General features: G+C 71.6%; 24 protein-coding genes. 16 read left to right on the top strand and 8 right to left on the bottom strand.

Annotated elements, in window-relative coordinates:
- Window positions 1–125: 125 nt before the first annotated feature.
- From uvrC to SJY07_RS01575, 9 genes are all read left to right on the top strand, one after another.
- Window positions 126–2150 (top strand): excinuclease ABC subunit UvrC, encoded by a 2025-nt coding sequence (gene uvrC, locus SJY07_RS01615; protein ID WP_380156563.1) that lies wholly within the window; start codon window positions 126–128, stop codon window positions 2148–2150.
- Between the two features lie 97 nt (window positions 2151–2247).
- On the top strand, window positions 2248–3159 hold the full coding sequence (rapZ, locus tag SJY07_RS01610; protein ID WP_328295983.1) for an RNase adapter RapZ: 912 nt from the start codon (window positions 2248–2250) through the stop codon (window positions 3157–3159).
- Between the two features lie 53 nt (window positions 3160–3212).
- Window positions 3213–4238: a uridine diphosphate-N-acetylglucosamine-binding protein YvcK gene (gene yvcK / locus SJY07_RS01605; protein ID WP_380162093.1), complete on the top strand. Its 1026-nt coding sequence runs from the start codon at window positions 3213–3215 to the stop codon at window positions 4236–4238.
- A 103-nt stretch (window positions 4239–4341) separates the two neighbouring features.
- Window positions 4342–5322: a DNA-binding protein WhiA gene (gene whiA, locus SJY07_RS01600; RefSeq protein ID WP_328295985.1), complete on the top strand. Its 981-nt coding sequence runs from the start codon at window positions 4342–4344 to the stop codon at window positions 5320–5322.
- Window positions 5323–5483: 161 nt separating this feature from the next.
- A complete protein-coding gene (gene gap / locus SJY07_RS01595; RefSeq protein ID WP_380156560.1) occupies window positions 5484–6488 on the top strand; it encodes a type I glyceraldehyde-3-phosphate dehydrogenase in 1005 nt (334 codons plus the stop codon).
- A gap of 89 nt (window positions 6489–6577) precedes the next feature.
- Window positions 6578–7804, top strand: coding sequence for a phosphoglycerate kinase (locus tag SJY07_RS01590; protein WP_380156558.1), 1227 nt, complete (start codon window positions 6578–6580; stop codon window positions 7802–7804).
- 32 nt (window positions 7805–7836) lie between these two features.
- On the top strand, window positions 7837–8622 hold the full coding sequence (gene tpiA / locus SJY07_RS01585; protein WP_328295988.1) for a triose-phosphate isomerase: 786 nt from the start codon (window positions 7837–7839) through the stop codon (window positions 8620–8622).
- A 44-nt stretch (window positions 8623–8666) separates the two neighbouring features.
- The gene (gene secG, locus SJY07_RS01580; protein WP_328295989.1) at window positions 8667–8918 is read left to right on the top strand and encodes a preprotein translocase subunit SecG; all 252 of its coding nucleotides are present in this window, start codon (window positions 8667–8669) and stop codon (window positions 8916–8918) included.
- Between the two features lie 55 nt (window positions 8919–8973).
- Window positions 8974–9324, top strand: coding sequence for an RNA polymerase-binding protein RbpA (locus tag SJY07_RS01575; protein ID WP_328295990.1), 351 nt, complete (start codon window positions 8974–8976; stop codon window positions 9322–9324).
- A gap of 63 nt (window positions 9325–9387) precedes the next feature.
- On the opposite strand, the gene pgl is transcribed toward SJY07_RS01575, so the two are convergent.
- From pgl to tkt, 5 genes are all read right to left on the bottom strand, one after another.
- Window positions 9388–10131: a 6-phosphogluconolactonase gene (gene pgl, locus SJY07_RS01570; RefSeq protein ID WP_380156555.1), complete on the bottom strand. Its 744-nt coding sequence runs from the start codon at window positions 10129–10131 to the stop codon at window positions 9388–9390.
- On the bottom strand, window positions 10128–11282 hold the full coding sequence (gene opcA, locus SJY07_RS01565) for a glucose-6-phosphate dehydrogenase assembly protein OpcA (RefSeq protein WP_380156553.1): 1155 nt from the start codon (window positions 11280–11282) through the stop codon (window positions 10128–10130). The genes pgl and opcA overlap by 4 nt, the downstream gene beginning before the upstream one ends.
- Window positions 11283–11304: 22 nt before the next feature.
- On the bottom strand, window positions 11305–12846 hold the full coding sequence (gene zwf, locus SJY07_RS01560; protein ID WP_328295993.1) for a glucose-6-phosphate dehydrogenase: 1542 nt from the start codon (window positions 12844–12846) through the stop codon (window positions 11305–11307).
- Entirely contained in the window at window positions 12843–13964 is a 1122-nt protein-coding gene (gene tal, locus SJY07_RS01555) for a transaldolase (RefSeq protein WP_380156551.1), read from the bottom strand. Before tal ends, zwf begins: the two co-directional genes overlap by 4 nt.
- Before the next feature lie 94 nt (window positions 13965–14058).
- The gene (tkt, locus tag SJY07_RS01550) at window positions 14059–16152 is read right to left on the bottom strand and encodes a transketolase (protein ID WP_380156549.1); all 2094 of its coding nucleotides are present in this window, start codon (window positions 16150–16152) and stop codon (window positions 14059–14061) included.
- A 377-nt stretch (window positions 16153–16529) separates the two neighbouring features.
- Between tkt and SJY07_RS01545 the strand changes: the two genes are divergently transcribed.
- On the top strand, window positions 16530–17528 hold the full coding sequence (locus SJY07_RS01545; protein WP_380162091.1) for a heme o synthase: 999 nt from the start codon (window positions 16530–16532) through the stop codon (window positions 17526–17528).
- 168 nt (window positions 17529–17696) lie between these two features.
- Here the strand turns inward: SJY07_RS01545 and SJY07_RS01540 are convergent, their stop codons facing one another.
- Both SJY07_RS01540 and SJY07_RS01535 read right to left on the bottom strand, forming a co-directional pair.
- Entirely contained in the window at window positions 17697–18461 is a 765-nt protein-coding gene (locus SJY07_RS01540) for an ABC transporter permease (protein WP_328295997.1), read from the bottom strand.
- Window positions 18458–19420: an ABC transporter ATP-binding protein gene (locus SJY07_RS01535; protein ID WP_380156547.1), complete on the bottom strand. Its 963-nt coding sequence runs from the start codon at window positions 19418–19420 to the stop codon at window positions 18458–18460. Before SJY07_RS01535 ends, SJY07_RS01540 begins: the two co-directional genes overlap by 4 nt.
- A gap of 189 nt (window positions 19421–19609) precedes the next feature.
- On the opposite strand from SJY07_RS01535, the gene SJY07_RS01530 reads away from it, so the two are divergent.
- The 6 genes from SJY07_RS01530 to SJY07_RS01505 all read left to right on the top strand — a co-directional run bounded on the left by SJY07_RS01530 (window position 19610) and on the right by SJY07_RS01505 (window position 25045).
- Window positions 19610–20302 carry a helix-turn-helix transcriptional regulator gene (locus tag SJY07_RS01530; protein ID WP_380156545.1) on the top strand — a complete coding sequence of 231 codons (693 nt, stop codon included), beginning with the start codon at window positions 19610–19612 and terminating at the stop codon, window positions 20300–20302.
- Between the two features lie 53 nt (window positions 20303–20355).
- Complete coding sequence (sufB, locus tag SJY07_RS01525; protein ID WP_328296296.1) at window positions 20356–21735, top strand: Fe-S cluster assembly protein SufB; 1380 nt, start codon at window positions 20356–20358, stop codon at window positions 21733–21735.
- The gene (gene sufD, locus SJY07_RS01520) at window positions 21735–22955 is read left to right on the top strand and encodes a Fe-S cluster assembly protein SufD (RefSeq protein ID WP_380156543.1); all 1221 of its coding nucleotides are present in this window, start codon (window positions 21735–21737) and stop codon (window positions 22953–22955) included. The genes sufB and sufD overlap by 1 nt, the downstream gene beginning before the upstream one ends.
- The gene (gene sufC, locus SJY07_RS01515; RefSeq protein ID WP_328296001.1) at window positions 22956–23714 is read left to right on the top strand and encodes a Fe-S cluster assembly ATPase SufC; all 759 of its coding nucleotides are present in this window, start codon (window positions 22956–22958) and stop codon (window positions 23712–23714) included. It begins immediately after the preceding gene.
- 10 nt (window positions 23715–23724) lie between these two features.
- Window positions 23725–24084, top strand: coding sequence for a metal-sulfur cluster assembly factor (locus tag SJY07_RS01510; protein WP_380156540.1), 360 nt, complete (start codon window positions 23725–23727; stop codon window positions 24082–24084).
- Window positions 24085–24163: 79 nt separating this feature from the next.
- Window positions 24164–25045, top strand: coding sequence for a patatin-like phospholipase family protein (locus SJY07_RS01505; protein ID WP_380156538.1), 882 nt, complete (start codon window positions 24164–24166; stop codon window positions 25043–25045).
- Window positions 25046–25064: 19 nt separating this feature from the next.
- Here SJY07_RS01505 and SJY07_RS01500 read toward each other — a convergent pair whose 3' ends face one another.
- The gene (locus SJY07_RS01500; protein WP_380156536.1) at window positions 25065–26648 is read right to left on the bottom strand and encodes a methyl-accepting chemotaxis protein; all 1584 of its coding nucleotides are present in this window, start codon (window positions 26646–26648) and stop codon (window positions 25065–25067) included.
- Window positions 26649–26759: the final 111 nt, after the last annotated feature.

Here is a 26759-nt window from a genome sequence, read left to right as displayed (position 1 = left end):
CGAGAGTTCACACCAACTGCGCACCCGTTGTCGCAGAAAGTGTTCGGTCAGGAACGAAGCGTGCGTGAGGGACCACGAGGGACCACGAGGGGCCCGTGTCGGACCCGCGACCTAACCTCGTACCCGTGCCCGACCCCGCCACCTACCGCCCCAAGCCGGGGGAGATCCCGCTCGATCCCGGGGTGTACCGCTTCCGCGACCCCCAGGGCCGCGTGATCTACGTCGGCAAGGCCAAGAACCTGCGCGCCCGGCTCTCCAACTACTTCCAGGACCTCTCGGCCCTGCACCCGCGCACGATGACGATGGTCACCACCGCCGCCAGCGTCGAGTGGACCGTGGTCACCACCGAGGTCGAGGCCCTGCAGCTGGAGTACTCCTGGATCAAGGAGTTCGACCCGCGCTTCAACGTCAAGTACCGCGACGACAAGTCCTACCCCTACCTCGCCGTCACCATGGGCGAGGACGTCCCCCGGGTCCAGGTCATGCGCGGGGCCAAGCGCAAGGGCACCCGCTACTTCGGCCCCTACACCCACGCCTGGGCCATCCGCGAGACGGTCGACCTGCTGCTGCGCGTCTTCCCCGTCCGCACCTGCTCCACCGGCGTCTACAAGCGCGCCGGTCAGGTCGGACGCCCCTGCCTGCTCGGCTACATCGACAAGTGCTCCGCCCCCTGCGTCGGCAAGATCAGCCCCGAGGACCACCAGGCCCTCGCCCAGGACTTCTGCGACTTCATGGCCGGCAACACCCAGAAGTTCGTCCGCCGCACCGAACGCGAGATGAAGGTCGCCGCCGCCGACCTCGACTACGAACGCGCCGCCCGGCTGCGCGACGACCTCGGCGCCCTCGACAAGGCCCTGGAGAAGTCCGCCGTCGTCCTGCCCGACGCCACCGACGCCGACGTCTTCGCCATCGCCGACGACGAGCTCGAAGCCGCCGTCCAGGTCTTCCACGTCCGCGGCGGCCGGGTCCGGGGCCAGCGCGGCTGGATCTCCGAGAAGGTCGAGGACGTCGGCACCCCCGAACTCGTCGAACAGCTCCTGCTCCAGGTCTACGGCGGTGAGACCGGCGACGGCGTCCCCCGCGAGGTCCTCGTCCCCGAACTGCCCGCCACCGTCGAGAGCGACGTCGAGGACTGGCTCTCCGAACTGCGCGGCTCCCGGGTGGACCTGCGGGTGCCCCAGCGCGGGGACAAGCGCGCCCTGATGGAGACGGTGCAGCGCAACGCCTCCCAGGCCCTCGTCCTGCACAAGACCCGCCGCGGCGGGGACCTCACCACCCGCAGCCAGGCGCTGCAGGAGCTCCAGGAGGCCCTCGGCCTCGACGAGGCCCCGCTGCGCATCGAGTGCTACGACGTCTCCCACACCCAGGAGACCAACGTCGTCGCCTCGATGGTCGTCTTCGAGGACGGCCTGCCCAAGAAGTCCGACTACCGCCGCTTCGCCGTCCGCGGCGACGAGGGCGGCGTCGACGACACCCGCGCCATGCGCGAGGTCCTCACCCGCCGCTTCCGCCGGCTGCGCAGCGACGAGGCCGACGACGCCCGCATCACCGAGACCGACGACGGCGCCGAGATCGAGACCTCCGCCCCGGTCAGCGGGGAGGTCCTCGCCGGCATCGACCCCGACACCGGCCGCCCCCGCCGCTTCTCCTACGCCCCCAACCTCGTCGTCGTCGACGGCGGCCAGCCCCAGGTCGAGGCCGCCGCCCGGGCGCTCGCGGACGTCGGGATCGTCGACGTCGCGCTCTGCGGCCTGGCCAAGCGCCTCGAGGAGGTCTGGCTGCCGGGGGAGGCGCACCCGATCGTGCTGCCCCGCACCAGTCCCGGGTTGTTCCTGCTGCAACGGGTCCGCGACGAGGCGCACCGCTTCGCCATCACCTACCACCGCTCCAAGCGCAGCAAGGCGATGACGACCAGCGCCCTCGACGGCGTCCCCGGCCTCGGTCAGGCCCGCAAGACGGCGCTGCTGCGCCACTTCGGGTCGGTGAAGAAGCTCCGTGCCGCCTCCGCCGAGGAGGTCGCGGCCGTCCCCGGCATGGGACCGCGCACGGCGCAGGCCGTCGTCGAGGCGTTGCAGGGCGGCGGGACCCCGGTGGTCGACACCGCGGCGCAGCCCGCGGTCAACACGGCCACGGGGGAGCTCCTCGACTGACGGCCGGACCGCCTCGCTGGAACGCAGGGTGATCGGACGACAGCGACGAGTGCCAGGCTCGTCGCGGGCGACACGCCCGGGATGACAGGATGGGCGAGTGCAGGACGCGGCGGACAGTACGAGCGACGCAGGGGACGGGGAACGGCCACGCCGTCCCGAACTCCTGATCATCACCGGCATGTCGGGGGCCGGACGCTCGACCACCGGCAAGGCGCTGGAGGACCTCGGCTGGTACGTCGTCGACAACCTCCCGCCGCAGATGCTGGAACCGCTCGCGGAACTCGCCGCCCGGGCCGGGCTGACCATCCCGCGCCTCGCCGTCGTCGTCGACGTCCGCGGGCGCACGTTCTTCGCCGAGCTCACCGGGGCGCTGGCCGCCCTCGACACCCGGCACGTGTCCCCGCGGGTGCTGTTCCTCGACGCCACCGACGACGTCCTGGTGCGCCGCTTCGAATCCGTGCGCCGTCCGCACCCGCTGCAGGGCGACGACCGCATCGTCGACGGGATCGCCCGCGAACGCGCCCTCACCGGCGAACTGCGCGCCCGGGCCGACGTCGTCGTGGACTCCAGCTCCTTCAACGTCCACCAGCTCGGCGCGCTGGTCGCCTCGCTCTTCGAGGCCGACCGCGCGGAGGACCTGCGGGTCACGGTCATGAGCTTCGGGTTCAAGTACGGGACCCCCGCCGACGCCGAGCACGTCGCCGACGTCCGGTTCATCCCGAACCCGCACTGGGAACCCGAACTGCGCCCGCTCACCGGTCAGGACGCCCCCGTCTCCGAGTTCGTCCTCGCCGCCGACGGGGCCGCGACGTTCCTCGACCGCTACGAGGCCGCGCTCGCGCCGGTCTTCGACGGTTACCGGCGGGAGAACAAGCGCTACGCGACGATCGCCTTCGGCTGCACCGGCGGGAAGCACCGATCGGTCGCGATGACCGAGGAACTGGGCAAGCGGCTGCGCCGCGACGGAGTGCCGGTGCGCGTCCTGCACCGCGACCTGGGCCGGGAGTGAGCACGCTGCCCGAGCACTCGCACCCCTCGTCCACGAGCTTCCCGACCGGCCTGATCCCCACCGTCGGGGCCGTGCCGGCGACGGGTTCCCCGCCCCTCACCCCGCCCGGGGTCGGCGCGTCCGGTGCGCCCGCCGTGGTCGCCCTCGGCGGCGGCCACGGACTCTCGGCCTCGCTCTCGGCCCTGCGTCACCTCACCGACCGCCTGACCGCGGTCGTGACCGTCGCCGACGACGGCGGTTCCTCCGGGCGGTTGCGCCGGGAGCTCGGCGGCCTGCCGCCGGGTGACCTGCGGATGGCCCTCTCCGCCCTCTGCGACGACTCCGAGTGGGGCCGGACCTGGCGCGACGTGCTGCAGCACCGCTTCTCCAGCGAGGGGTCGCTGCACGGTCACGCCACCGGCAACCTGCTCATCTCGACGCTGTGGGAACTGCTCGGCGACGAGGTCGCCGGCCTGGACTGGGTGGGGCGCCTGCTCGGGGCCCGGGGCCGGGTGCTGCCGATGGCCGCGGTCCCGCTCGACATCGAGGCCGACGTCCTCGGTCTCGTCGAGGGCGCCCCGGAGGAGACGACCGCGGTCCGCGGACAGGTCGCGGTGGCCTCCACGACGGGTCGCGTCGCGAACGTCCGGCTCGTCCCCTCCGACCCGCCGGTGCGCCCCGAGGTCGTCGAGGCCATCGGGTCGGCCGACTGGGTCGTGCTCGGGCCGGGGTCGTGGTTCACCAGCGTCCTGCCGCACCTCATGGTGCCGGGGCTGCTCGCGGCCCTGACCAGCACCCGGGCCCGGACGTGCGTCACGCTGAACCTCGCCGTCCAGCCGGGGGAGACCGACGGCTTCAGCGCCGAGGCCTACCTCGAGGTCCTCGCGGCCCACGCCCCGGCGTTGGTGATCGACGCGGTCCTGGCGGACCCGGTGGCCGTCGGTGACGTGGACTCGCTGGTGCGGGTCGCGGAGGCCCTCGGTGCGGAGGTGTTGCTGCGCAGCGTGTCGATGGGTGACGGAACGCCGCGCCACGACGCGCTGCGGTTGGCCGCGGCCTACCGTGACGTCTTCTCCTCGCCCCGGTTCGCGGCGCGGTGAGGGCTGCGGTGGTAGTCGTGGAACCAGACGTGTGGACAGACGTGCGGACAGAGCAGGAACGAGGAGACTCACGCGTGGTGCGGGTGTCGGGGGAGGTCCAGTCATGGCGATGACGGCAGCGGTCAAGGACGAGCTGAGCCGGTTGCCGGTGACGACGACGGCGGCGCGCAAGGCCGAGGTGTCGGTGATGCTGCGCTTCGCCGGCGGGTTGCACATCGTGTCCGGTCGCATCGTCATCGAGGCCGAGCTCGACTCGGCCTCGATCGCGCGGCGCCTGCGACGCGACATCGCCGACGTGTTCGGGCACCCCAGCGACCTGCTGGTCGTCCAGGCGGGGGGGCTGCGCCGGGGGACCCGCTACGTGCTGCGCGTCGCGCGCGACGGGGAGTCGCTGGCCCGCCAGACGGGACTGCTCGACACCCGGGGTCGCCCGGTCCGCGGGTTGCCCTCGCACATCGTCTCCAGCTCCGCCCAGATCGCCGAGGCCGCCTGGCGTGGGGCGTTCCTGGCCCGCGGTTCGCTCACGGAACCCGGCCGCTCCGCCGCGCTCGAGGTGACCTGCCCCGGTCCGGAGGCGGCGTTGGCCCTCGTCGGTGCGGCCCGCCGCCTCGAACTGTCGGCGAAGGCCCGCGAGGTCCGCGGCGTCGACCGCGTCGTGCTGCGCGACGGCGACGCCATCAGCGCGCTGCTCACCCGCCTCGGGGCCCACGACGCGATGATGACCTGGGAGGAGCGCCGGATGCGGCGCGAGGTCCGCGCCACCGCCAACCGCCTCGCGAACTTCGACGACGCCAACCTGCGCCGCTCCGCGCGGGCCGCGGTCGCCGCGGGGGCCCGGGTGGAACGGGCGCTGGAACTGCTCGGTGACGAGATCCCCGACCACCTGCTGCAGGCCGGTCGGCTGCGCCTGGAGCACAAGCAGGCCAGCCTCGAGGAGCTGGGTCAGCTCGCCGACCCGCCCATGACCAAGGACGCGATCGCCGGCCGGATCCGGCGGCTGCTCGGCATGGCGGACAAGAAGGCCATCGAACTCGGGATCCCGGGTACGGAGTCCGGGCTCACGGCGGACATGCTCGACGCCTGAGCGCGGACCCCCGTTCACGGGGAACGTGACGCAGGCCATAAGGTCGGGGCGACGCCGCGGGGCCGCGGCGCAGCACCCGTAGGACCAGACACAGGACCGGTACCGCAAGCACGAGACGCACCAGGCCCGCCCGGTCGAGGGTGCGTCAAGGAGGAGAGCGCATGACCACTCGCGTCGGCATCAACGGATTCGGTCGCATCGGCCGCAACTTCTTCCGCGCGGCACTCGCGCAGAACGCGGACTTCGAGATCGTCGCGGTCAACGACCTCACCGACGCGAAGGCCCTGGCCCACCTGCTCAAGCACGACTCGATCCTCGGCAAGCTCGCCGAGGACGTCCGGGTCGAGGGTGACTCCATCGTCGTCGGCTCGAAGACGATCAAGGTCCTCGCCGACCGCGACCCCGCCAACCTCGGCTGGGGCGCGCTGGGCGTCGACGTCGTCGTGGAGTCCACCGGGTTCTTCACCGACGGTGAGAAGGCCAAGGCGCACCTCACCGCCGGCGCCAAGAAGGTCGTCATCTCCGCCCCGGCGACCAACAACGACGTCACCCTGGTCATGGGGGTCAACGACTCCGACTACGACGGCGCGAAGCACTCGATCATCTCGAACGCGTCCTGCACCACGAACTGCCTGGCCCCGCTGGCGAAGGTCCTCGAGGACTCCTTCGGCATCGAACGCGGTCTGATGACCACGATCCACGCCTACACCGCGGACCAGAACCTCCAGGACGGCCCGCACAAGGACCTTCGTCGCGCCCGCGCCGCGGCCCTCAACATCGTGCCGACCTCGACCGGTGCGGCCAAGGCGATCGGCCTGGTCCTGCCGCAGCTCAAGGGCAAGCTCGACGGCTACGCGCTGCGCGTCCCGGTCCCGACCGGCTCGGCGACCGACCTCACCGTCACGCTGGCCCGCGAGGTCACCGTCGACGAGGTCAACGCCGCCTACCAGGCCGCCGCGGACGGCCCGCTCAAGGGCTACCTCGTCTACTCCGACGAGCCGCTGGTCTCCACCGACATCGTCACCGACCCCGCGTCGTGCATCTACGACTCGGGCCTCACCAAGGTCAACGGCAACCAGGTCAAGGTCGTCGGCTGGTACGACAACGAGTGGGGCTACTCCAACCGCCTCGTCGACCTCGTCAAGCTCGTCGGCTCCTCGCTCTGAGGTCCTGACGCGTCGGCCCGGGCACTCGCGTCACGAGTGCCCGGGCCGTCGTCCGTCCGGACCCGGGCAGTCACGCGAAAGGAACACCCGTGAAGACGATCGACGACCTCGAGGCCCAGATCGGCGGCCTGGCCGGCAAGCGCGTCCTCGTGCGCAGCGACCTCAACGTCCCCCTCGACCAGTCCGGTGACGCTCCCGTCATCACCGACGACGGCCGCATCCGCGCCTCGGTGCCGACGCTGCGTCGTCTGCTCGACGCCGGTGCCCGCGTCGTGGTGACCGCGCACCTCGGCCGCCCGAAGGGCGCCCCCGAGGCCAAGTACTCCCTGGCGCCCGTGCACGCCCGCCTCGCCGAGCTGCTCGAGGGCGTCTCCGTCGGCTTCAGCCCCGTCACCGTGGGCCCGGAGGCCAAGGCCGCGGTCGACGCGCTCGCCGACGGCGAGCTCCTCCTCCTCGAGAACATCCGCTTCAACGCGGGCGAGACCAGCAAGGACGACGGGGAGCGCGGCGCCTTCGCCGACGAGCTCGCCGCCCTCGCCGACGCCTTCGTCTCCGACGGCTTCGGTGCGGTGCACCGCAAGCACGCCAGCGTCTACGACGTCGCGCGCCGGTTGCCGCACGCCGCCGGTGGCCTCGTCGCCACCGAGGTCGAGGTGCTGAAGCGGCTCACGACCTCCCCGGAACGGCCCTACGCCGTCGTCCTGGGCGGCTCGAAGGTCTCCGACAAGCTCGGCGTCATCGACAACCTGCTCGGGTCGCTGCTGAGCGAGGGCGATCGCCTCCTCGTCGGCGGCGGGATGGTCTTCACCTTCCTCAAGGCCCAGGGGTACGAGGTCGGGACCTCGCTGCTCGAGGCCGACCAGCTCGACCGCGTCGCGCAGTACGTGCGGACCGCGAAGGACAAGGGCGTCGAGCTCGTCCTGCCCACCGACGTCGTCGCCGCGACGGCCTTCGCCGCGGACGCCGAGCACGACGTGGTCGCGGCGGACGCCATCCCCGCCGACCGCCTGGGCCTCGACATCGGCCCCGACTCCGGCGCCGCGTTCGCCGCCCGCCTCGCCGACGCGCGCACGGTGTTCTGGAACGGCCCGATGGGCGTCTTCGAGATGGAGCCCTACGCCCACGGCACCCGCGCCGTCGCGCAGGGCATCGTCGACTCCGGCGCCTTCAGCGTCGTCGGCGGCGGGGACTCCGCGGCCGCGGTGCGCAGCCTCGGCTTCGCCGACGAGCAGTTCGGGCACATCTCCACCGGTGGTGGAGCGAGCCTGGAGTACCTGGAGGGCAAGCACCTGCCCGGCCTCGACGTCCTCGACTGACCCGCCTGAACCGACGAGACGAAGGATCGACGATGACCCGCACCCCGCTGATCGCCGGGAACTGGAAGATGACCCTGGACCACCAGCAGGGCACCCTGCTGGTCCAGAAGCTGGACTGGACGCTGAAGGACGCCAGGCACGACTACTCGGCCGTCGAGGTCGCCGTGCTGCCCTCCCACACCAGCCTGCGCACGGTGCAGACGCTGATCGAGGGGGACAAGCTGTCCCTCAAGCTCGGCGCGCAGGACGTCTCCGAGCACGACTCCGGGGCGTACACCGGTGAGGTCTCGGGCGCGATGCTCGCCAAGCTCGGCGTCGCCTACGTGGCCGTCGGGCACTCCGAGCGTCGCCAGTACCACGGCGAGGACGACGCGGTCGTGCGGACGAAGACGGCGAAGGCGCTGGCCAGCGGGCTGACCCCGATCGTCTGCGTCGGCGAGGCCCTGGAGATCCGCAAGGCCGCGCAGCACGTCGAGTTCACGGTCGGGCAGGTCACCCAGGCGCTCACCGGGCTCACCGCGGAGCAGGTCGCCGGTCTCGTGCTGGCCTACGAACCGGTCTGGGCGATCGGCACCGGCGAGGTCGCGACGCCCGAGGACGCCCAGGAGGTCTGCGCCGCGCTGCGCGCCGCCGTGGCCGAGCAGTTCGACCAGGCCACCGCGGACGCCGTGCGGGTCCTCTACGGCGGCAGCGTGAAGCCCGCGAGCATCGCGGCCATCATGAAGCAGCCCGACGTGGACGGTGCGCTGGTCGGCGGGGCCAGCACCGACGCCGGGGACTTCGCCGCGATCGTCCGCTTCCGCGACCACCCCGCGTGACGAATCTGCGGGAACACCGCCAGTGATGGCTTAGGCTGACCGGTGTGAGCGTGCTCCGCATCGTGCTGCAGGTCATCCTGGGGATCTCCAGCTTCCTCCTGACGCTGTTGATCCTCCTGCACAAGGGCAAGGGGGGTGGGCTGTCCGACATGTTCGGTGGCGGCGTGACGACGAGTCTCTCCGGCTCGAGCATGGCCGAACGGAACCTCAACCGCTTCACGGTCGGTCTGGGACTGGTCTGGTTCGCCACGATCGTCACCCTCGGCCTCGTCGAGCGGTTCACCAACGAGTTCTGACCAACCGGCACCGCAGCACGGCATCCACCGAGACTGAAGCAGGAAGAGGACCGACGTGGCAGGTGGCAACGCCATCCGGGGCAGCAGGGTCGGCGCCGGCCCCATGGGCGAAGCGGAACGCGGGGACACCGCGCCCCGCATCCGCATCTCCTACTGGTGCGCCAACGGGCACGAGACGAAGCCCAGCTTCGCCGAGGAGTCCGGGGTCGAACCGCCCGAGACCTGGGACTGCCCGCGGTGCGGGTTCCCCGCCGGCACGGACCGGGCCAACCCGCCCGCTCCGTTGAAGAACGAGCCGTACAAGACGCACCTGGCCTACGTGAAGGAACGTCGCTCCGACGCGGACGGCGAGGCCATCCTCAACGAAGCGCTCGACTCCCTGCGGGCCCGCGGTCTCATCCGCTGACCTGTCGAACGAGAGAAGGCCCCCTGCGGTTCCCGCAGGGGGCCTTCTCTCGTCCTCGGTGGTTCAGAGGTCGGAGGCTGCGGCCTCGTCGACGAGCCAGAGCGTCCGCTCGCTCCCGAAGACCCCCGCCGCGGGGGTCTCGGAGACGTCGCCGGCCGCGACCCCCCGGGCCACGGCAGCCGCCTTCTCGGCCCCGGCCGCCACGAGCCAGACCTGGCGGGCGCGGGCGATGGCCCCGAAGGTGAACGACACCCGCAACGGCGGCGGCTTCGGGGAATCCCGGACCCCGACGACGCTGGAGTCGTCGCGACCCAGCCCCGGGTGGTGCGGGAACAACGAGGCGACGTGACCGTCGGGCCCCATCCCCAGGAGCAGGACGTCGAACGCGGGCACCTCGGCCCCGCCCCCGAAGGCCAGCAGCTCGGCCGCGTAGCGGGCCGCGGCCGCGTCGAGGTCGTCCCCGTCCGGACCGTCGGTGGCCGGCGGCAGGTGCACCGTGGCCGGGTCCAGCGGCAGCGCGTCGAGCAGTGCGTCGGCGGCCTGGGTCGCGTTGCGCTCGGGGTCGCCGGCGGCGAGGAACCGTTCGTCGCTCCACCACAGGTGGACGCGGGACCAGTCGACGCTGTCGCGCGCGGGGGAGGACCCCACCGCGGCGAGCGTCTTGCCCCCGATGGTGCCGCCCGTGAGCGACACGTGCGCGATCCCGCGTTCGGCCTGGGCGTCCGCGATGGCCGCGAGCAACCGGCCGGCCGTCGCGGCGGCCAACAGGTCCGGCGTCGCGTGCCGGACGACGAGCGCCCGGGTCACGTCGTGGCCTTCTTCGCGACGGCCCGCTTGCGCGGAGCCGCCTTCCTGGCCGCCGGGGTGGGGCTGACCGGTGCCGCGAGCGTGAGGTCCCCGCTGCGTTCCGGCTCCGGCGGGGCGCCCTTCATGCTGCGCGAGACCTTGGCCGACTGCTGCTCGGCGGCGGCCTGGCGCTTCGCGGCGGCCGCCGGGGTCGAGAGCTTGCCGGCGGTCTGCGCGTCGCGGACGGACATGACCTTCTTGTTGACCTGGGGCAGGCCGTCGGCCAGGACCTCGCCGTAGACGTCGTCCGGGTCGAGACGACGCAGCTCCTCGGACAGGCAGTCCTTCACCAGTCGACGCGCCAGCGACAGCCGGCGGTCGGGCTGGCCGGGCTGGGTGAGGGTGGCGACGCTCTGCTCCGGACGGATGAGTTCCACCGCACCGGACTTGCGCTCCAACCGGACGCTCTGCACCCCGGTCCCACGCTTGGTGCGGGCCCGCACGACGGGCGCCTTGAGCTTCGCCGCGAGCCACGCCGCGAGGAGTTCGGTGCTGGGGCTGTCCGGGGCACCGGCCACCGTGATCGAGGTGACCGGCTCGTAGGGCGGCTGGTCCAGCGCGGCGGCGAGCAGCGCACGCCAGTTGGTCAGCCGCGTCCACGCCAGGTCGGTGTCACCGGCCCGGTAGCTGGTGCGGCGGGAGTCCAGCGCCTTGGCCGGGTCCCTCGCCTCCGCCGAGTCGGTGATGCGGCGCTGCGCGATGGCCCCGATGGGGTCGGTGCGCAGGTCGTCGGGCGCGGTCCCGGGCCAGTACGCCACGATCGGCGCGTCGGGCAGCAGCAGGGAGACGATGGTCGTCTCCCCGTGCTCGACGAGCGGGCCGTAGGCACGCAGCACGATGACCTCGCTCGCGCCGGCGTCGCCGCCGACGCGGATCTGGGCGTCGAGGCGGGCCGCACCGCGCTTGTTGCCGCGGGCCAGCACGAGCACCCGGCACGGGTGCTCGCGGCTGGCCTCGTTGGCCGCCGAGATGGCGTCCTCGGCGTGGGCGTCGTCGGTGATGACGACGAGGGTCAGGACCCGGCCGAGCGCGACGGCCCCGCCGGAGTCCCGCAGGTCGACCATCGCCTTGTTGATGGCGCTGGTCGACGTGCTGGGCAGGTCGATGATCACATCAGCTCCTGGTGGGTCTGGCTCACGGGCGCCGCCACTGCCGGCCGGACCGTTCGAGCATGGCGTCGGCCGAGGCGGGACCCCAGTTGCCCGACGCGTAGGGCTCGGGCTTGCCGTTCTTGGCCCAGAACTGCGTGATCGGGTCCAGGACCTTCCACGACAGTTCGACCTCGGTGTGGCTGGGGAAGAGCGGCGGGTCACCCAGCAGCACGTCGAGGATGAGGCGTTCGTAGGCCTCGGGGCTGGACTCGGTGAAGGCGTGGCCGTACCCGAAGTCCATGGTCACGTCGCGCACCTCCATGGCCGTCCCGGGGACCTTCGACCCGAACCGCATGGTGATGCCCTCGTCGGGCTGCACCCGGATCACCAGGGCGTTCTGCCCGAGTTCCTCGGTGGCGGTCTTCTCGAAGGGCAGGTGCGGGGCGCGTTTGAAGACGACCGCGATCTCGGTCACCCGGCGCCCGAGCCGCTTGCCGGCCCGCAGGTAGAACGGGACCCCCGCCCAGCGGCGGGTGTCGATCTCGAGCTCGATCGCCGCGAACGTCTCCGTCGTCGAGGTCGAGGGGATCCCGTCCTCGTCGAGGTAGCCCTTGACGAACTCCGAACCCTGCCAGCCTGAGGCGTACTGGCCCCGGGCCGTCGACTTCGCGATGTCCTTGGCCGGACGCACGGCGGAGAGGACCTTGGCCTTCTCCGCGCGCAGGTCGGCGGCGTCGAAGGAGACGGGCTCCTCCATCGCGGTCAGCGCCAGCAGCTGCAGGAGGTGGTTCTGGATGACGTCGCGGGCGGCGCCGATCCCGTCGTAGTACCCCGCGCGGCCACCGATGCCGATGTCCTCGGCCATGGTGATCTGCACGTGATCGACGTGGTTGGCGTTCCAGAGCGGCTCGAACATCTGATTGGCGAAACGCAGCGCCAGGATGTTCTGGACCGTCTCCTTGCCGAGGTAGTGGTCGATGCGGAACACCGAGTCCGGCGGGAACACGTTCTCGACGACGGCGTTCAGCTCGCGCGCCGACTTGAGGTCGTGCCCGAAGGGCTTCTCGATGACGACGCGTCGCCACTGGTCGCCGTGCTGGGCGCTCAACCCGCTGCGCGCCAACTGCTTGGCGACGACGGGGAAGAACCGCGGCGGGATCGACATGTAGAACGCGTGGTTCCCGCCGGTACCGCGGACCCGGTCGAGGTCGGCGACGGTCGTGGCGAGCTGGTCGAACGCCTCGTCGTCGTCGAACTCACCGGGGACGAACCGGAAGCCCTCGGCGAGCTGGGCCCACACGGACTCCCGGAAGGGGGTCCGGGCGTGCTGGCGCACCGAGTCGTAGACGATCTTGCCGAAGTCCTGGTCGACCCAGTCGCGACGGGCGAAACCCGTCAGCGCGAAACCGGGGGGCAGCAGGCCCCGGTTCGCCAGGTCGTAGATCGCGGGCATGAGCTTCTTGCGCGCGAGGTCACCCGTCACGCCGAACATCACCATGCCGCACGGACCGGCGATCCGCGGGAGCCGACGGTCCCGCGGATCGCGCAGCGGGTTCTCCGCGTGCGTCACCCGCGTCGGACTCACTGGGCGTCGACCTGCGTCTTCACTCGCTCCAGCTCGTCGGTGACGGTGGTGAGCAGCTCGCCCCAGCTCTTCTCGAACTTGTCGAGACCGTCGGTCTCGAGGAACTCGACGACGTCGGTGTAGGAGACGCCGAGACGCTCGAGGTCGTCGAGGACGGCCTGGGACTCGCCGTAGGAACCGCGGATGGTGTCCCCGGTGACCTCGGCGTGGTCGATGGTCGCCTCGAGCGTCTTGCCCGGCATCGTGTTCACGGTGTTCGGGGCGACGAGCCCGGTGACGTAGAGGGTGTCGGGGAGGTCGGGGTTCTTGACCCCGGTCGAGGCCCACAGCGGACGCTGCGCGCGGGCGCCGGACTCCTTGAGGACCTGCCAGCGCGGGGTCGAGAAGACCTCCTCGTAGGCCTGGTAGGCCAGGCGCGCGTTGGCGAGACCGGCCTTGGACCGCAGGGCCTTGGCCTCGTCGGTCCCGATCTCCTCGAGACGCTTGTCGATCTCGGTGTCGACGCGGGAGACGAAGAAGGAGGCGACCGACTCGATCTTGGAGATGTCGTGGCCGTTCTGCTTGGCCTGCTCGAGCCCGGTGAGGAACGCCTGCATGACGGCGCGGTAGCGGTCGAGGGAGAAGATCAGGGTCACGTTGACGCTGATGCCCTCGGAGATCGCGGTGGTGATCGCGGCGAGACCTTCGACGGTCGCGGGGATCTTGATGTAGAGGTTCTCGCGGTCGACGGCCTTCCACAGCTTGCGCGCGGAGACCTCGGTGCCGGCGGTGTCGCGCGCCTGGCGCGGGTCGACCTCGAGGGAGACGCGGCCGTCGAGCCCGTCGGTGCGGTCGAAGACCGGCTTGAGCACGTCGCACGCCTTGCGGACGTCCTCGGTGGTGATCTGGAAGACGGCTTCCTCGGTGTCGGCGCCGGCGGCGACGAGCTCCTTCACCTGGTCGGTGTAGCGGTCGCCCTTGCTCAGCGCGCTCGCGAAGATCGTCGGGTTCGAGGTGACGCCGAGGACGCCGGCCTCGACGAGGCGGCCGAGTTCACCGCCGTCGGTCAGCTCGCGGGAGAGGTCGTCCAGCCAGACCGACACGCCGTGTTCGTGCAGGGTCTCGAGGTTGTTGCTCATGAGGTGCTCCGTTCCATCGTCCACTGGGTGGGTGGGCGCCGGGACGGCGCCCGCAGAACCCCGGGGGTCGCAGGTCGCAACCCCCGGGGGTGGATCACTGCAGTCCGGCGAGGGATTCCTGCGCCGCCGAGAACACGACGTCGTCGGTCAGGCCGAACTCGCGGTAGAGCACGCCGGCGGCCGCGGAGGCGCCGTAGTGCTCGATGCTCACGATGCGACCGGCGTCGCCGGTCAGGTCGTGCCAACCCTGAGCGATGCCGGCCTCGACCGCGACGCGGGCCTTGACCTGCGGCAGCAGGACGGTGTCGCGGTAGGACTGCGGCTGCGCGTCGAACCACTCGCGGCAGGGCATCGAGACGACGCGCGTCGGGACGCCCGCCTCCTCCAGCTTGGCGCGGGCGCCGACGGCGATCTCGACCTCGGAACCGGTGGCGATGAGGATCACCGACGGCGTCGCGGTGGAGGACTCGACCAGGACGTAGGCGCCCTTGGCGGTGCCTTCGGCGCCGCCCCAGCCCTCCTGAGACCGGTCGAACGTCGGCAGGTTCTGGCGCGAGAGCGCCAGGCCGGCCGGACGGTTCGTCGTCTCGAGGATCGTCTTCCAGGCCCAGGCGGTCTCGTTGGCGTCACCGGGGCGGACGACGTCGAGGCCGGGGATGGCGCGCAGCGAGGCGAGGTGCTCGATCGGCTGGTGCGTCGGACCGTCCTCGCCGACCCCGATGGAGTCGTGCGTCCAGACGAAGGTCACCGGCAGCTGCATGATCGCGGCCAGACGCACCGGGGGGCGCATGTAGTCGCTGAAGACCATGAACGTGCCGCCGTAGGGGCGGGTGCCGCCGTGCAGCGCGATGCCGTTGAGGATCGAGCCCATGGCGTGCTCACGGATGCCGAAGTGCAGCGTGCGCCCGTAGGGGTTGCCGTCCCAGGTCTTCGTGGTGCGGTTGAGCGGCAGGAAGCTCGGCTCGCCCTTCATGGCGGTGAGGTTGGACTCGGCCAGGTCGGCCGAACCGCCCCAGAGCTCGGGGAGGGCGCTCGCGAGGGCGCTCAGTGTGTCGCCCGAGGCCTTGCGGGTCGCGACGGACTTGCCGGCCTCGAAGACGGGCAGCGCCTTCTCCCAACCGGCGGGAAGGGTGCGGGTCCGCATCCGCTCGAAGAGCTCGACGCGGTCGCCGGCGCCCTTGCGCCAGGTGTCGAACGCGCCCTGCCACTCCTCGTGCAGCGTCTTGCCGCGCTCACGGGCGGCGCGGGTGTGCGCGAGAACGTCCTCGTCGACCTGGAAGGTCTGCTCGGGATCGAAGCCGAGGACCTCCTTGGTCGCCTTGACCTCGGCCTCGCCGAGCGCGGAACCGTGGGCCTTGCCGGTGTTCTGCGCGTTGGGCGCGGGCCACGCGATCAGGGTGCGCAGCACGATGATCGAGGGCTTGGAGGTCTCGGCCTTGGCGGCCTCGATCGCGGCGTGCAGGCCGGCGACGTCCTCGGTGTAGGGACCTTCGCCGCCGTTGGTCCAGTCGATGGTCTGGACGTGCCAGCCGTAGGCCTCGTAGCGCTTGCCGGTGTCCTCGCCGAGCGCGATCGTGGTGTCGTCCTCGATGGAGATGTGGTTCGCGTCGTAGATGACGACGAGGTTGCCCAGTTCCTGGACGCCGGCGATCGCCGAGGCCTCGGAGGTGACGCCCTCCTGGATGTCACCGTCGGAGGCCAGGACGAAGATGTTGTGGTCGAACGGGCTCGTGCCCGGTGCGGCCTCGGGGTCGAACAGACCACGCTCACGACGGGCGGCCATGGCCATCCCGACGGCCGAGGCCAGACCCTGACCCAGCGGGCCGGTCGTCATCTCGACACCGGCGGTGTGCCCGTGCTCGGGGTGCGCGGGGGTCTTCGAACCCCAGGTGCGCAGCGCCTTGAGGTCGTCGATCTCCAGGCCGTAGCCGGCCAGGTACAGCTGGATGTACAGCGTCAGGCTGGAGTGCCCGCAGGACAGCACGAAGCGGTCACGACCGACCCAGTCCGGGTCGGTGGGGTCGTTCTGCAGCAGTTTCTGGAACAGCAGGTAGGCCACCGGCGCGAGGCTCATGGCGGTACCCGGGTGTCCGTTGCCGACGCGCTGCACGGCGTCCATCGCCAGGACGCGGACGGTGTCTACCGCCTTGTCGTCGAGGTCGCTCCACTCGAGGCTGGGCTGGCTCACGTGTCTCCTCCCGTGCGAACCAGCTGACCGACCAGCGCCGGGATGGCGGTGGAGGACCGGCCGTGGTCCGCTCTCTGTCTCCGTCGTTCGTCGCCACCGCGTGCGGTGCGACGTCCCGAGGCGTTCGTCTGTGTGCGGCTCCTCCGTCCCGACACGACGGGCGCGGCGGGAGGATCACCGAGAGCGAGCCTACTCGTACGGGACTCTGGCGCAGCTCGTGAGGGTGGCGCACCGGGAGTGCTCAGGGGCCTCGTGCGAGGCACCGTCGCCGACACGGGAGGCGGCGCCGCGTACGACACTGCGTAGCAGCGGCGTAAGCTCGTGCTCGCCCGTTGTCGCCTCGCCCTGAGGACACTGTGACCGTCGCCGACCCGCGTCTGACCGACGCCCCCGCGCACTCCCGGACTAGCTTGCTGGGCCGGCGCCGCAAGGGGCGTCCTCCGCGTTACCCCCGGGTGGCCGCCTACGTGGCGCTCACCAAGCCGCGCATCGTCGAGCTGCTGCTCATCACGACCATCCCGGTCATGCTCTTCGCCGCGGGTGGCCTGCCCTCCGGCTGGCTCATCCTGACGACGTTCGTCGGGGGAGCGCTGTCCGCGGGCTGCGCGAACACGCTCAACTGCTACTTCGACCGCGACATCGACGCGTTGATGAAACGCACCGAGAACCGACCGCTGGTGACGGGTCTGATCTCGCCGAACCAGGCGCTCGTCTTCGCGACGGTCCTGGGGCTCGCCTCGACGGCGATCTTCGTCGCGTTCGTCAACGTCCTCTCCGCGGCGCTGGCGCTGCTCGCGATCCTGCTCTACGTCGTGGGCTACACGCTGCTGCTGAAGCGCCGGACCTCCCAGAACATCGTCTGGGGCGGGGTCGCGGGGTGCATGCAGGTGCTCATCGGCTGGACCGCGGTGCGCGACTCCCTGGACTGGGCGCCCTTCGTGCTGTTCGGCGTGATCTTCCTCTGGACCCCGCCGCACTACTGGCCGCTCTCGGTGCGCTACCGCGAGGACTACGCCAACGCCGGTGTCCCGATGCTCCCCGTCGTCGCGAAACCCACGACGGTCTCGCGCCAGATCGTGCTCTACACGATCGCGATGGTGCTCTGCTCGTTGCTGCTGGTGCCGCTCGGGAACGCCGGTGTCGTCTACGGGGTGGCCGCGCTCGTGCTGGGCGTCGGGTTCCTGGTGCAGACGATCGGGTTGCACCGCAGGGCGACCCGCTTCGAGCGGGAGACCGGGGGGCGTGACGCCGGAACGCTGGAGCAGCTGAAGCAGATCTCCCCGATGGGGGTCTTCCACGGTTCGATCACCTACCTGACGCTGCTGTCGATCGCCGTCGCGGTCGACCCGTTCGTGAGCGTCGGCTGGCCGTTCTGAGGGCCTGACCGGACGAACGACGAGAGCCGCCGTGGACACGTCCACGGCGGCTTCGTCCGTTCTGGCGCCGCGGCTGCGGTGGGCCGGGCGGGGTGGGATCGTTGCCTCCCCGAGGACGCCTGGTGACGTCGGGGAGGCAACGATCCCGCGGGCGGGCGGGGGCCCGTCTCACTCCCAGCGGAACCAGCGCGCGCAGGCCAGGCCCGCGACGAGGCCCCACGCGGCGAGGACGAGCAGCGGGACGACGGCGACCGTGCCGGTGGCGAGAGCCTGCCGGACGGCGGTCCCCAGGGCTCCCGAGGGCAGCACCCCGGCGAACGCGCCGAGCGGGGACGGCAGCACCAGCCCGCCCCCCGCGAGCAGCAGCACCCAGACGAAGTTGGCGACGGCGAGGGTGCCTTCGGCGCGGACCGTCCCGGCCAGCAGCAGACCCAGCGACGTGAACGCCGCGACGCCGAGGAGCACGGCCGGGACGGCCGCGGCGAGGGCGGCGGCGTCGGGGGACCAGCCGAGGAACAGCGCGATGACGCCGAGCACGACGACCTGGACGACCACGACGGCCAGCACCGAGAGGACCTTCCCCACGAGCAGGCCCGAGCGCGCCAGCGGACTGGCCGCCAGCAGGCGCAGCACGCCGTTGCGCCGGTCGAACCCCGTTCCGATGGCCTGCCCGGTGAAGGCGGTGGAGACCACCGCGAGGGCCACGACACCCCCCAGGGCCAGCGCCGGGCGGTCGCCGGAGCCGAGGTCGAGGGAGGTGACGCGGGTGACCCCGACGAGCACCAGGGCCGGCAGGAGGAGGGTCAGCAGCAACTGCTCGCCGTTGCGCAACGAGACCTTGGTCTCGAACGCGGCCTGGCGCAGCACCCGGCGGGCCAGCGGCGCCGCGGTCCCGGCGGGCGTGAAGTCGAGGGTCGTGGCACCGGACGTCATCGCAGGGTCCTTCCGGTCAGGTCGAGGAAGACGTCCTCGAGCGTCCGGCGCACCGGTCCGACCCCCTCGGCGAGGACGTCGTGGGTGGCGCACCAGTTGGTCACGGTCGCCACGACCCGCGGGTCGACGTCGATGCCGCTGACCAGGTACCGGCCGGTGTCGACCTCGGAGACGTCCGCGCCGACCGGCAGCGCGCGGGCCAGGGACTCGGTGGGCAGTCCCGGCCGCGAGCGGAAGGCCAGCGAGGCGGGACCGCGGGTGAGCTCGTCGGGGGAGCCGGTGGCGACGGCCCGGCCGTGGTCGACGACGACGACGGAGTCGGCGAGGCGTTCGGCCTCCTCCATGAGGTGGGTGGTGAGCACGACCGCCACCCCCGCGGCCCGCACCTCGCGCACGACGTCCCAGACGGCGAGCCGCGCCTGCGGGTCGAGGCCGGCGCTGGGTTCGTCGAGGAAGACCAGCTCGGGCCGGCCCACGAGCGCGCAGGCCGTCGCGAGCCGCTGGCGCTGGCCGCCGGAGAGCCGGCGCACCCGAGTCCTCGCGAAGGAGGTGAGCCCGAGCCGTTCGGCGAGGGCGTCGACGTCGAGGGGGTCGGTGTGCAGCTCGGCGAGGTGGCGCAGCGCCTCCAGGGCCCCGACGCCGCTGGGCAGCCCGCCGTCCTGCAGCATCACCCCGACCCGCGGCCGCAGGGTGGCCGCGTCCGCGACCGGGTCCAGTCCGAGGACGCGGACGGTGCCGGAGTCGGCGCGCTGCAGCCCCTCGCAGATGCCGACCGTCGTCGTCTTGCCCGCCCCGTTCGGGCCGAGCAGGGCCGTCACGCGACCGCGTTCGGCGCGGAAGGACAGGCCGTCGAGCACGGCGGGGCCGCCGGGGTAGGTCTTGCGCAGGTCGCTCACCTCGACGGCCGCGTCCTTGCGGAAGTCGCCCAGGGTCAGGGGTGAGGGGGAGCCGATCGCCACGAGGGTTGAGTCTACGAGCCCGGGTAGTAGCCGCCCGACCACGTGGGCCAGGTCACCCGGTGGGGTGGTTGGGCGAGCGGCAGCCAATTAGGTAACATGGGTGTTGTGCAAATGGTGAGGCCGACCTTAGTAGGCGGTCAGAGTGGTGGCGGTCCAGGGACTGGTGAGGACGCACGGACCCGTACCCGGGTGCGGGCGACCGTCGCCGAGTTCGGTCCCGTCACCGCCGCCCGCATCGCCGAACTGCTGGGCCTCACGGTCGCCGCCGTCCGGCGCCACCTCGACCCGATGGTGGCCGAAGGGGTGCTCGAGACCCGGGAGCCGCGTGCGGACGCCCGCCGCGGCCGGGGCCGGCCCGCCAAGGACTACGTGGTCGGCTCGGCCGGGCACGACGCCCTGCCGGCCGGTTACGACGACCTCGCGCTCTCGGCCCTGGCCTACCTCGCCGAGGTCCAGGGGCCGCAGGCCGTCGAGGACTTCGCGAACCGGCGCTTCGCCGCGCTGGAGCACTCCCTCGCCGGTCTGGAGGGGACGGTGCCCGAGCGGGCGCAGGCCCTCGTCGAGGCGCTGGCCGCCCAGGGCTACTCGGCCAGTTCACGCCCGGCGGCGCGGGGAACAGCGGTCGAAGGGCTCCAGTTGTGCCAGGGGCACTGCCCCGTGCAGCGGGTGGCCGAGTCGTTCCCGCAGCTGTGCGAGGCCGAGCGGCGCACGTTCGAACGGATCCTCGGCACCCGTGTCCAGCGGTTGGCCACGCTCGCGCACGGCGACCACGTCTGCACCTCGTTCGTACCGCTCGAGGCGCTGACCCAGAACCAGCACGACCCGCAAGACGACACCGTGGCCACCGCCACGGGGGACCAGACGGAAGGACGACGCTCGTGACCGACACCGTGTCCGACACCCAGACCACCGCGGGCCCGCCCGAACTCGAGGGCATGGGCAAGTACGCCTACGGCTGGGCGGACTCCGACGTCGCCGGCTCGACCGCCCGCCGCGGGCTCTCCGAGGACGTCGTGCGCAACATCTCCTCGCTCAAGAACGAGCCCGAGTGGATGCTCGCCCTGCGCCTCAAGGCCCTGCGCCTCTTCGGCCGCAAGCCGATGCCGAACTGGGGTTCCGACCTCAGCGGCATCGACTTCGACAACATCAAGTACTTCGTCCGCTCGACGGAGAAGCAGGCCACCAGCTGGGACGAGCTCCCCGAGGACATCAAGGCGACCTACGACCGCCTGGGCATCCCCGAGGCCGAGAAGCAGCGCCTCATCGCCGGCGTCGCCGCGCAGTACGAGTCCGAGGTCGTCTACCACCAGATCCGCGAGGACCTGGAGGAGAAGGGTGTCATCTTCGTCGACACCGACACCGGTCTGCGCGAGCACGAGGAACTCTTCCGCGAGTACTTCGGCACCGTCATCCCGGTGGGCGACAACAAGTTCGCGTCGCTGAACACCGCGGTGTGGTCCGGCGGCTCGTTCATCTACGTGCCCAAGGGCGTCCACGTCGACATCCCGCTGCAGGCCTACTTCCGGATCAACACCGAGAACATGGGCCAGTTCGAGCGCACGCTGATCATCGCCGACGAGGACTCCTACGTGCACTACGTGGAGGGCTGCACGGCGCCGATCTACCAGAGCGACTCGCTGCACTCCGCGGTCGTCGAGATCATCGTGAAGAAGAACGCCCGTGTGCGCTACACGACGATCCAGAACTGGTCGAACAACGTCTACAACCTGGTCACCAAGCGCGCCACGGCCGCCGAGGGCGCGACCATGGAGTGGGTCGACGGGAACATCGGGTCCAAGGTCACGATGAAGTACCCCGCGATCTACCTCATGGGCGAGCACGCCAAGGGCGAGACGCTGTCCATCGCCATGGCCGGTGAGGGTCAGCACCAGGACGCCGGCGCCAAGATGGTCCACGCGGCTCCCTACACCGCGAGCTCCATCATCTCGAAGTCGATCGCCCGCGGCGGTGGCCGCACGTCCTACCGAGGGCTCATCCAGGTCCTCGAGGGCGCGCACCACTCGGCCTCCACGGTGCGCTGCGACGCGCTGCTGGTCGACACCATCTCCCGCTCGGACACCTACCCCTACAACGACATCCGCGAGGACGACGTCGTCATGGGGCACGAGGCCACGGTCTCGAAGGTCTCCGACGACCAGCTCTTCTACCTCATGAGCCGCGGCATGGCCGAGGACGAGGCCATGGCGATGATCGTGCGCGGGTTCATCGAACCCGTCGCGCGGGAACTGCCCATGGAGTACGCGCTGGAACTCAACCGCCTCATCGAACTGCAGATGGAAGGGGCCGTCGGCTGATGACCCTGCTCAACGAAGCCCTCGACGAGAGTCGCGCCGCTCAGCAGGGCGACACCACCGGGGCCCACAGCCACGGTGGCGGGACCGTCCCCGAGGCGTCCCGCGCCGAGCGCAGGACCTCCTTCGACGTGGCCGACTTCGTCGTGCCCACGGGTCGCGAGGAGGAGTGGAAGTTCTCGCCGTTGCGCGAGTTCAGTCCGCTCTTCGAGGCCGCGGACGCGGTCGCCGGGAACGCCGCGAGCGTCGAGGTCTCCGGCCCCGCCGTCGTCGAGCACCGCACCGGCACCCTCGCCGAGGTCGGCGCGGGGACGGCGTTCGTGCCGGGTGACCGCGCCGCGGCCGCCGGCTGGAGCTCCACCGAGGTCGCGCACCTGGTGAAGGTGCCGGCGGAGGTTGAACTTGACGAACCCGTCCTCGTCACCATCCGCGGGGAGGCCGGTCGCACCACCGCCGGTCACGTCGTGGTCGAGACGGGGCACCACGCCAAGGCGCTCGTCGTGCTCTCGCACCTGGGCGGTGGCGCGCACCGCGGCAACGTCGAGGTCCGCGCGGGCGACGCCTCCGAGGTCACGGTCGTGTCGCTGCAGGAGTGGGACGCTGACGCGGTCCACATCGGCCAGCACGACGTGCGGGCCGGTCGCGACGCCCGCGTCCGCCACATCAGCGTCTCGCTGGGCGGCAAGGCCGTCCGGATCTCGGTGAACCTCAGCTACGCGGGCCCCGGCGGCGACGCCACCGCGCTCGGCGTCTACTTCGCCGGTGCCGGTCAGCACACCGAGCACCGCCAGTTCGTCGACCACGAGGCCGTCAACTGCAAGAGCTACGTGGAGTACAAGGGCGCGCTGCAGGGCCAGGGCGCGCACGCCGTCTGGATCGGTGACGTCCTCATCCGCGCCGCGGCCGAGGGCACCGAGACCTACGAGCTGAACCGCAACCTCGTCCTGACCGAGGGGGCGCGCGCCGACTCCGTGCCGAACCTCGAGATCGAGACCGGCCAGATCGTCGGCGCCGGCCACGCGTCCGCGACGGGTCGCTTCGACGACGAGCAGCTGTTCTACCTGCAGTCGCGCGGCATCACCGAGGACGAGGCCCGTCGACTGGTGGTCCGCGGGTTCTTCGCGAGCATCGTCGACAAGATCGGGATCCCGGACGTCTCGTCGCGTCTCATGACCACCATCGAACGCCAGCTCGCCGAGCGAGAAACCGTTGAGGAGAACTGAATGTCCACCCTGGAGATCCGCGACCTGCACGTGACGGTCGACGAAGCCGACGGCTCCGTGAAGGAGATCCTGCGCGGGGTCGACCTCACCATCAACTCCGGTGAGGTCCACGCCGTGATGGGGCCCAACGGTTCCGGAAAGTCGACGCTGGCCTACTCGATCGCGGGCCACCCCAAGTACACCGTCACCGGCGGCAGCGTCACGCTCGACGGCGAGGACGTCCTCGCGATGACCGTCGACGAGCGCGCCCGCGCCGGGATGTTCCTCGCGATGCAGTACCCCGTCGAGGTCCCCGGGGTCACCGTGTCGAACTTCCTGCGGACCGCGAAGACCGCGATCGACGGCGAGGCGCCCAAGCTGCGCACGTGGGTCAAGGACGTCAAGCAGGCGATGGACGACCTGAAGATGGACCCCACCTTCGCCGAGCGCAACGTCAACGAGCACTTCTCCGGCGGCGAGAAGAAGCGCCACGAGATCCTCCAGATGGAGCTGCTCAAGCCCAAGATCGCGATCCTCGACGAGACCGACTCCGGCCTCGACGTCGACGCGCTGAAGATCGTCTCCGAGGGCGTGAACCGCTCGCTCTCGACCGTGAACCCGGGCGTCCTGCTCATCACGCACTACACGCGGATCCTGCGCTACATCACGCCGCAGTTCGTGCACGTGTTCGTCAACGGCCGGGTGGCCGAACAGGGTGGTCCGGAACTGGCCGACGCCCTCGAGGAATCCGGTTACGACCGCTTCCTCACCCACGCCTGAGGAGGCCCTGGTGAGCGAGACAGAAACTCCGGCGACCACCACGTCGGCCAGCGGGCCGACGCCGGCGGCCATCGCCGACATCGAGGAAGCCCTCAAGGACGTCATGGACCCCGAGCTGGGGATCAACGTCGTCGACCTGGGCCTCATCTACGGGTTGACGGTCTCCGACGACAACGTCGCGACCATCGACATGACGTTGACCAGCGCGGCCTGCCCGCTGACCGACGTCATCGAGGACCAGACGCAGCAGGCCCTCGTCGACGTGGTGGCCGACCACCGCATCAACTGGGTGTGGATGCCGCCGTGGGGTCCCGAGAAGATCACCGACGACGGCAAGGACCAGTTGCGGGCGCTCGGCTTCAACGTCTGAGCAGGCACGCAGCACCCCAGGGGCGCGGCACCGGGAAACCCGGTGTCGCGCCCCTCGTGCGTCTGATTCGCTGACCCTCGTGACCGCCCACCCCGCCCCGTCCACCGCCCTCGTCCTCGGGGGCGGCGGCTCGACCGGCAACGCCTGGCTGATCGGCGTCGTGGCGGGGCTGTTCGAGGCGGGTCTCGACGTCAGCGACGCCGACCTGACGGTCGGCACCTCGGCCGGGGCCACGGTTGCGGCACAGCTGGCCGGGGCGACCCCCACGGAACTGCTGGCCGCCGCGCTCGTCCCCCCGCCCACCCGCACCGGGGGCGGACCGGGCCGCCCGGTGAGCGACCACCTGCAGCGCCTCCGTGACCTCATCGCCGGGTCGCAGGACGCGGCCGACATGCGTCGGCGGCTCGGGGCCGCGGCGTTGGCGACGGACTCCGACGCCTCCTGGTCGGTGCAGTGGCGCGACAGCGTGGCGGCCCGGTTGCCCCGCCCGGACTGGCCGCAGCGCAGACTCCTCCTCACCGCGCTCGACGCCCGCACCGGCGAGGGTTTCACCTTCGACCGGAACTCCGGGGCGGACCTCGTCGACGCCGTCGCGGCCAGTTGTTCCAGCCGTCTCCCGTACCGGATCGGGGAGGACCGCTACCTCGACGGCGGCTACCGCCGCAACGAGAACGCCGACCTCGCCGCCGGGTACGACCGGGTCCTCGTGCTCTCACCGCTCGGCGGCAGCACCCTGCACCCGCCGGCCTGGGGGATGCAGCTCGCGGCCCAGGTCGAGGAGCTCGAGGCGGGCGGGAGCCACGTCGAGACGGTCGTCCCCGACGTCGAGCACGAGCACCTCTTCGGCGCGAACGCGATGGACCTCTCGCTGCGCCCGGCCGCGGCGCGGGCCGGTGCCGCACGGGGCCGCGATCTCGTCCACCGCCTCGGCGCCTCCTGGGCGCAGCGCGGGACCCGCTGAGCCCGCGGGCCCGGGGGTCTCAGAAGCGGAAGGTCGAGACGAGGCTCTGCAGGTCGCTCGCGACCCGGGAGACGTCCTGGCTGGTCGTCGCGGTGTGCCCGGCGGAGTTGGCGGACTCCACGGCGCCCTGGGCGATGCCGGACATGGTGGCGGAGATCTCGCCGGCGCCGGCGGAGACCTCGGTGACGTTGCGGACCATCTCCGACGTCGTGGCGGACTGCTCCTCGACGGCCGCCGTGATGGTCGACTGCAGCGCGTCGATGCGGGCGATGACCTCGGAGATCTCCGCGATCGCCGCCCCGGCGGCGGTCGCGTCGGCCTGCGTCGAACCGACCTTGGCGACGATCTCCTCGGTCGCGCGGGCCGTCTGCTGCGCGAGTTCCTTGACCTCCTCGGCGACCACGGCGAAGCCCTTGCCCATCTCCCCGGCGCGGGCGGCCTCGATGGTGGCGTTCAGGGCCAGCAGGTTCGTCTGCCCGGCGATGGAGGTGATGAGCTTGACGACCTCGCCGATCTCGCGGCTGGAGACCGCGAGGCGGGTGAGGGTCTCGTCCGCGGCCTGGGCGGCGACGACGGCGGTGCCGGCGACCTGGCTGGCGTCGGCGGTGGAGGCCGAGATCTCGCGGATCGCGGCGGTCATCTCCTCGCCGGCGGCGGCGACGGTCCCGATGTTCGCGGAGATCTGCTCGGTGGCCGCGGAGACGACCTGGCTCTGGTGCGAGCTCTCCTCGGCGCCGGCGGACATCTGGGTGGCGACGGTGGTGAGTTCCTCGGCGGAGGCGGCCAACGTGGAGGAGTTCGCGACGATCTGGGCCATGACCGAGCCGAGACGCTCGGTGGAGGCGTCGAGGGCCTGAGCCATGACGCCGATCTCGTCCTTGCTGGTGAGGCCGACGCGCTCGTCGAGGTGCCCCTCGGCGAGGCCCCGCACGACCGCCACCACCCGGTGCAGGGGACGGGCGATGCTGCGGGCGATCACGGTGGCCATGACCAGCGAGGCCACGACGGCGACGGCGATGGTCGCGACCATGAGGACGGCGGCGCGGGCGTAGGCCGTGGCCCCGGCTTGCCGGGAGGCCTGCGCTGCGGCGAGCTCGCGGTCGTCCATCTCCCGCAGCTGCTGCTCCAGGGAGGCCTCCAGGGGCTTCACCGTCGCGTCGAACCGACCGCTGAAGGCGCTGGAGTCGAACGACTGGGCGATCCCCTCCAGGTCCTTGCGCGCCGTGAGGTACTGGGCGAGGGCCGTCTCGAAGGCGTCGAGCTGCGCCGGGGTCTGCACCGGGTCGGTGGCCAGGTAGGCCTTCCAGTCCGCGTCCAGGGCGGCGTCGGCGGCCCGCAGGTCGCCGGCCGCCGCCGTGGTGTGCGTGTCGTCGGAGGCGATGACGAGGTCGTCGAGGCTCTTCAGGCTCTGCACGAAGTCGGTCTGGACCTGCTGCAGGGTGCTGACCGAGACCACGCTGTTGGAGTACATGTCCTCGAGCCGGTGCTGGGCCGAGCGCAGGCCGAGGAACCCGACGGCCCCGACGGTGACGATCAGGACCACCACGACGGTGAAGCCGGCGAACAGCTTCGAGGCGACCCTCAGGTCCCGCAGACGCGACATGGCACAACTCTCCGCTCATGGGTCCCGCCGGAGGAGTCCGCAGGCTCTCCACCACCTGTCGGCAGTCGTCACCCTCGGTCCTGAGCCCCACAACACCGCGACCACCCGGTC

This window comes from Kineococcus sp. R86509 (assembly GCF_042466365.1).
In the GTDB taxonomy this organism is placed as follows: domain Bacteria; phylum Actinomycetota; class Actinomycetes; order Actinomycetales; family Kineococcaceae; genus Kineococcus.
This window is presented reverse-complemented; position numbering and strand designations above follow the sequence as displayed.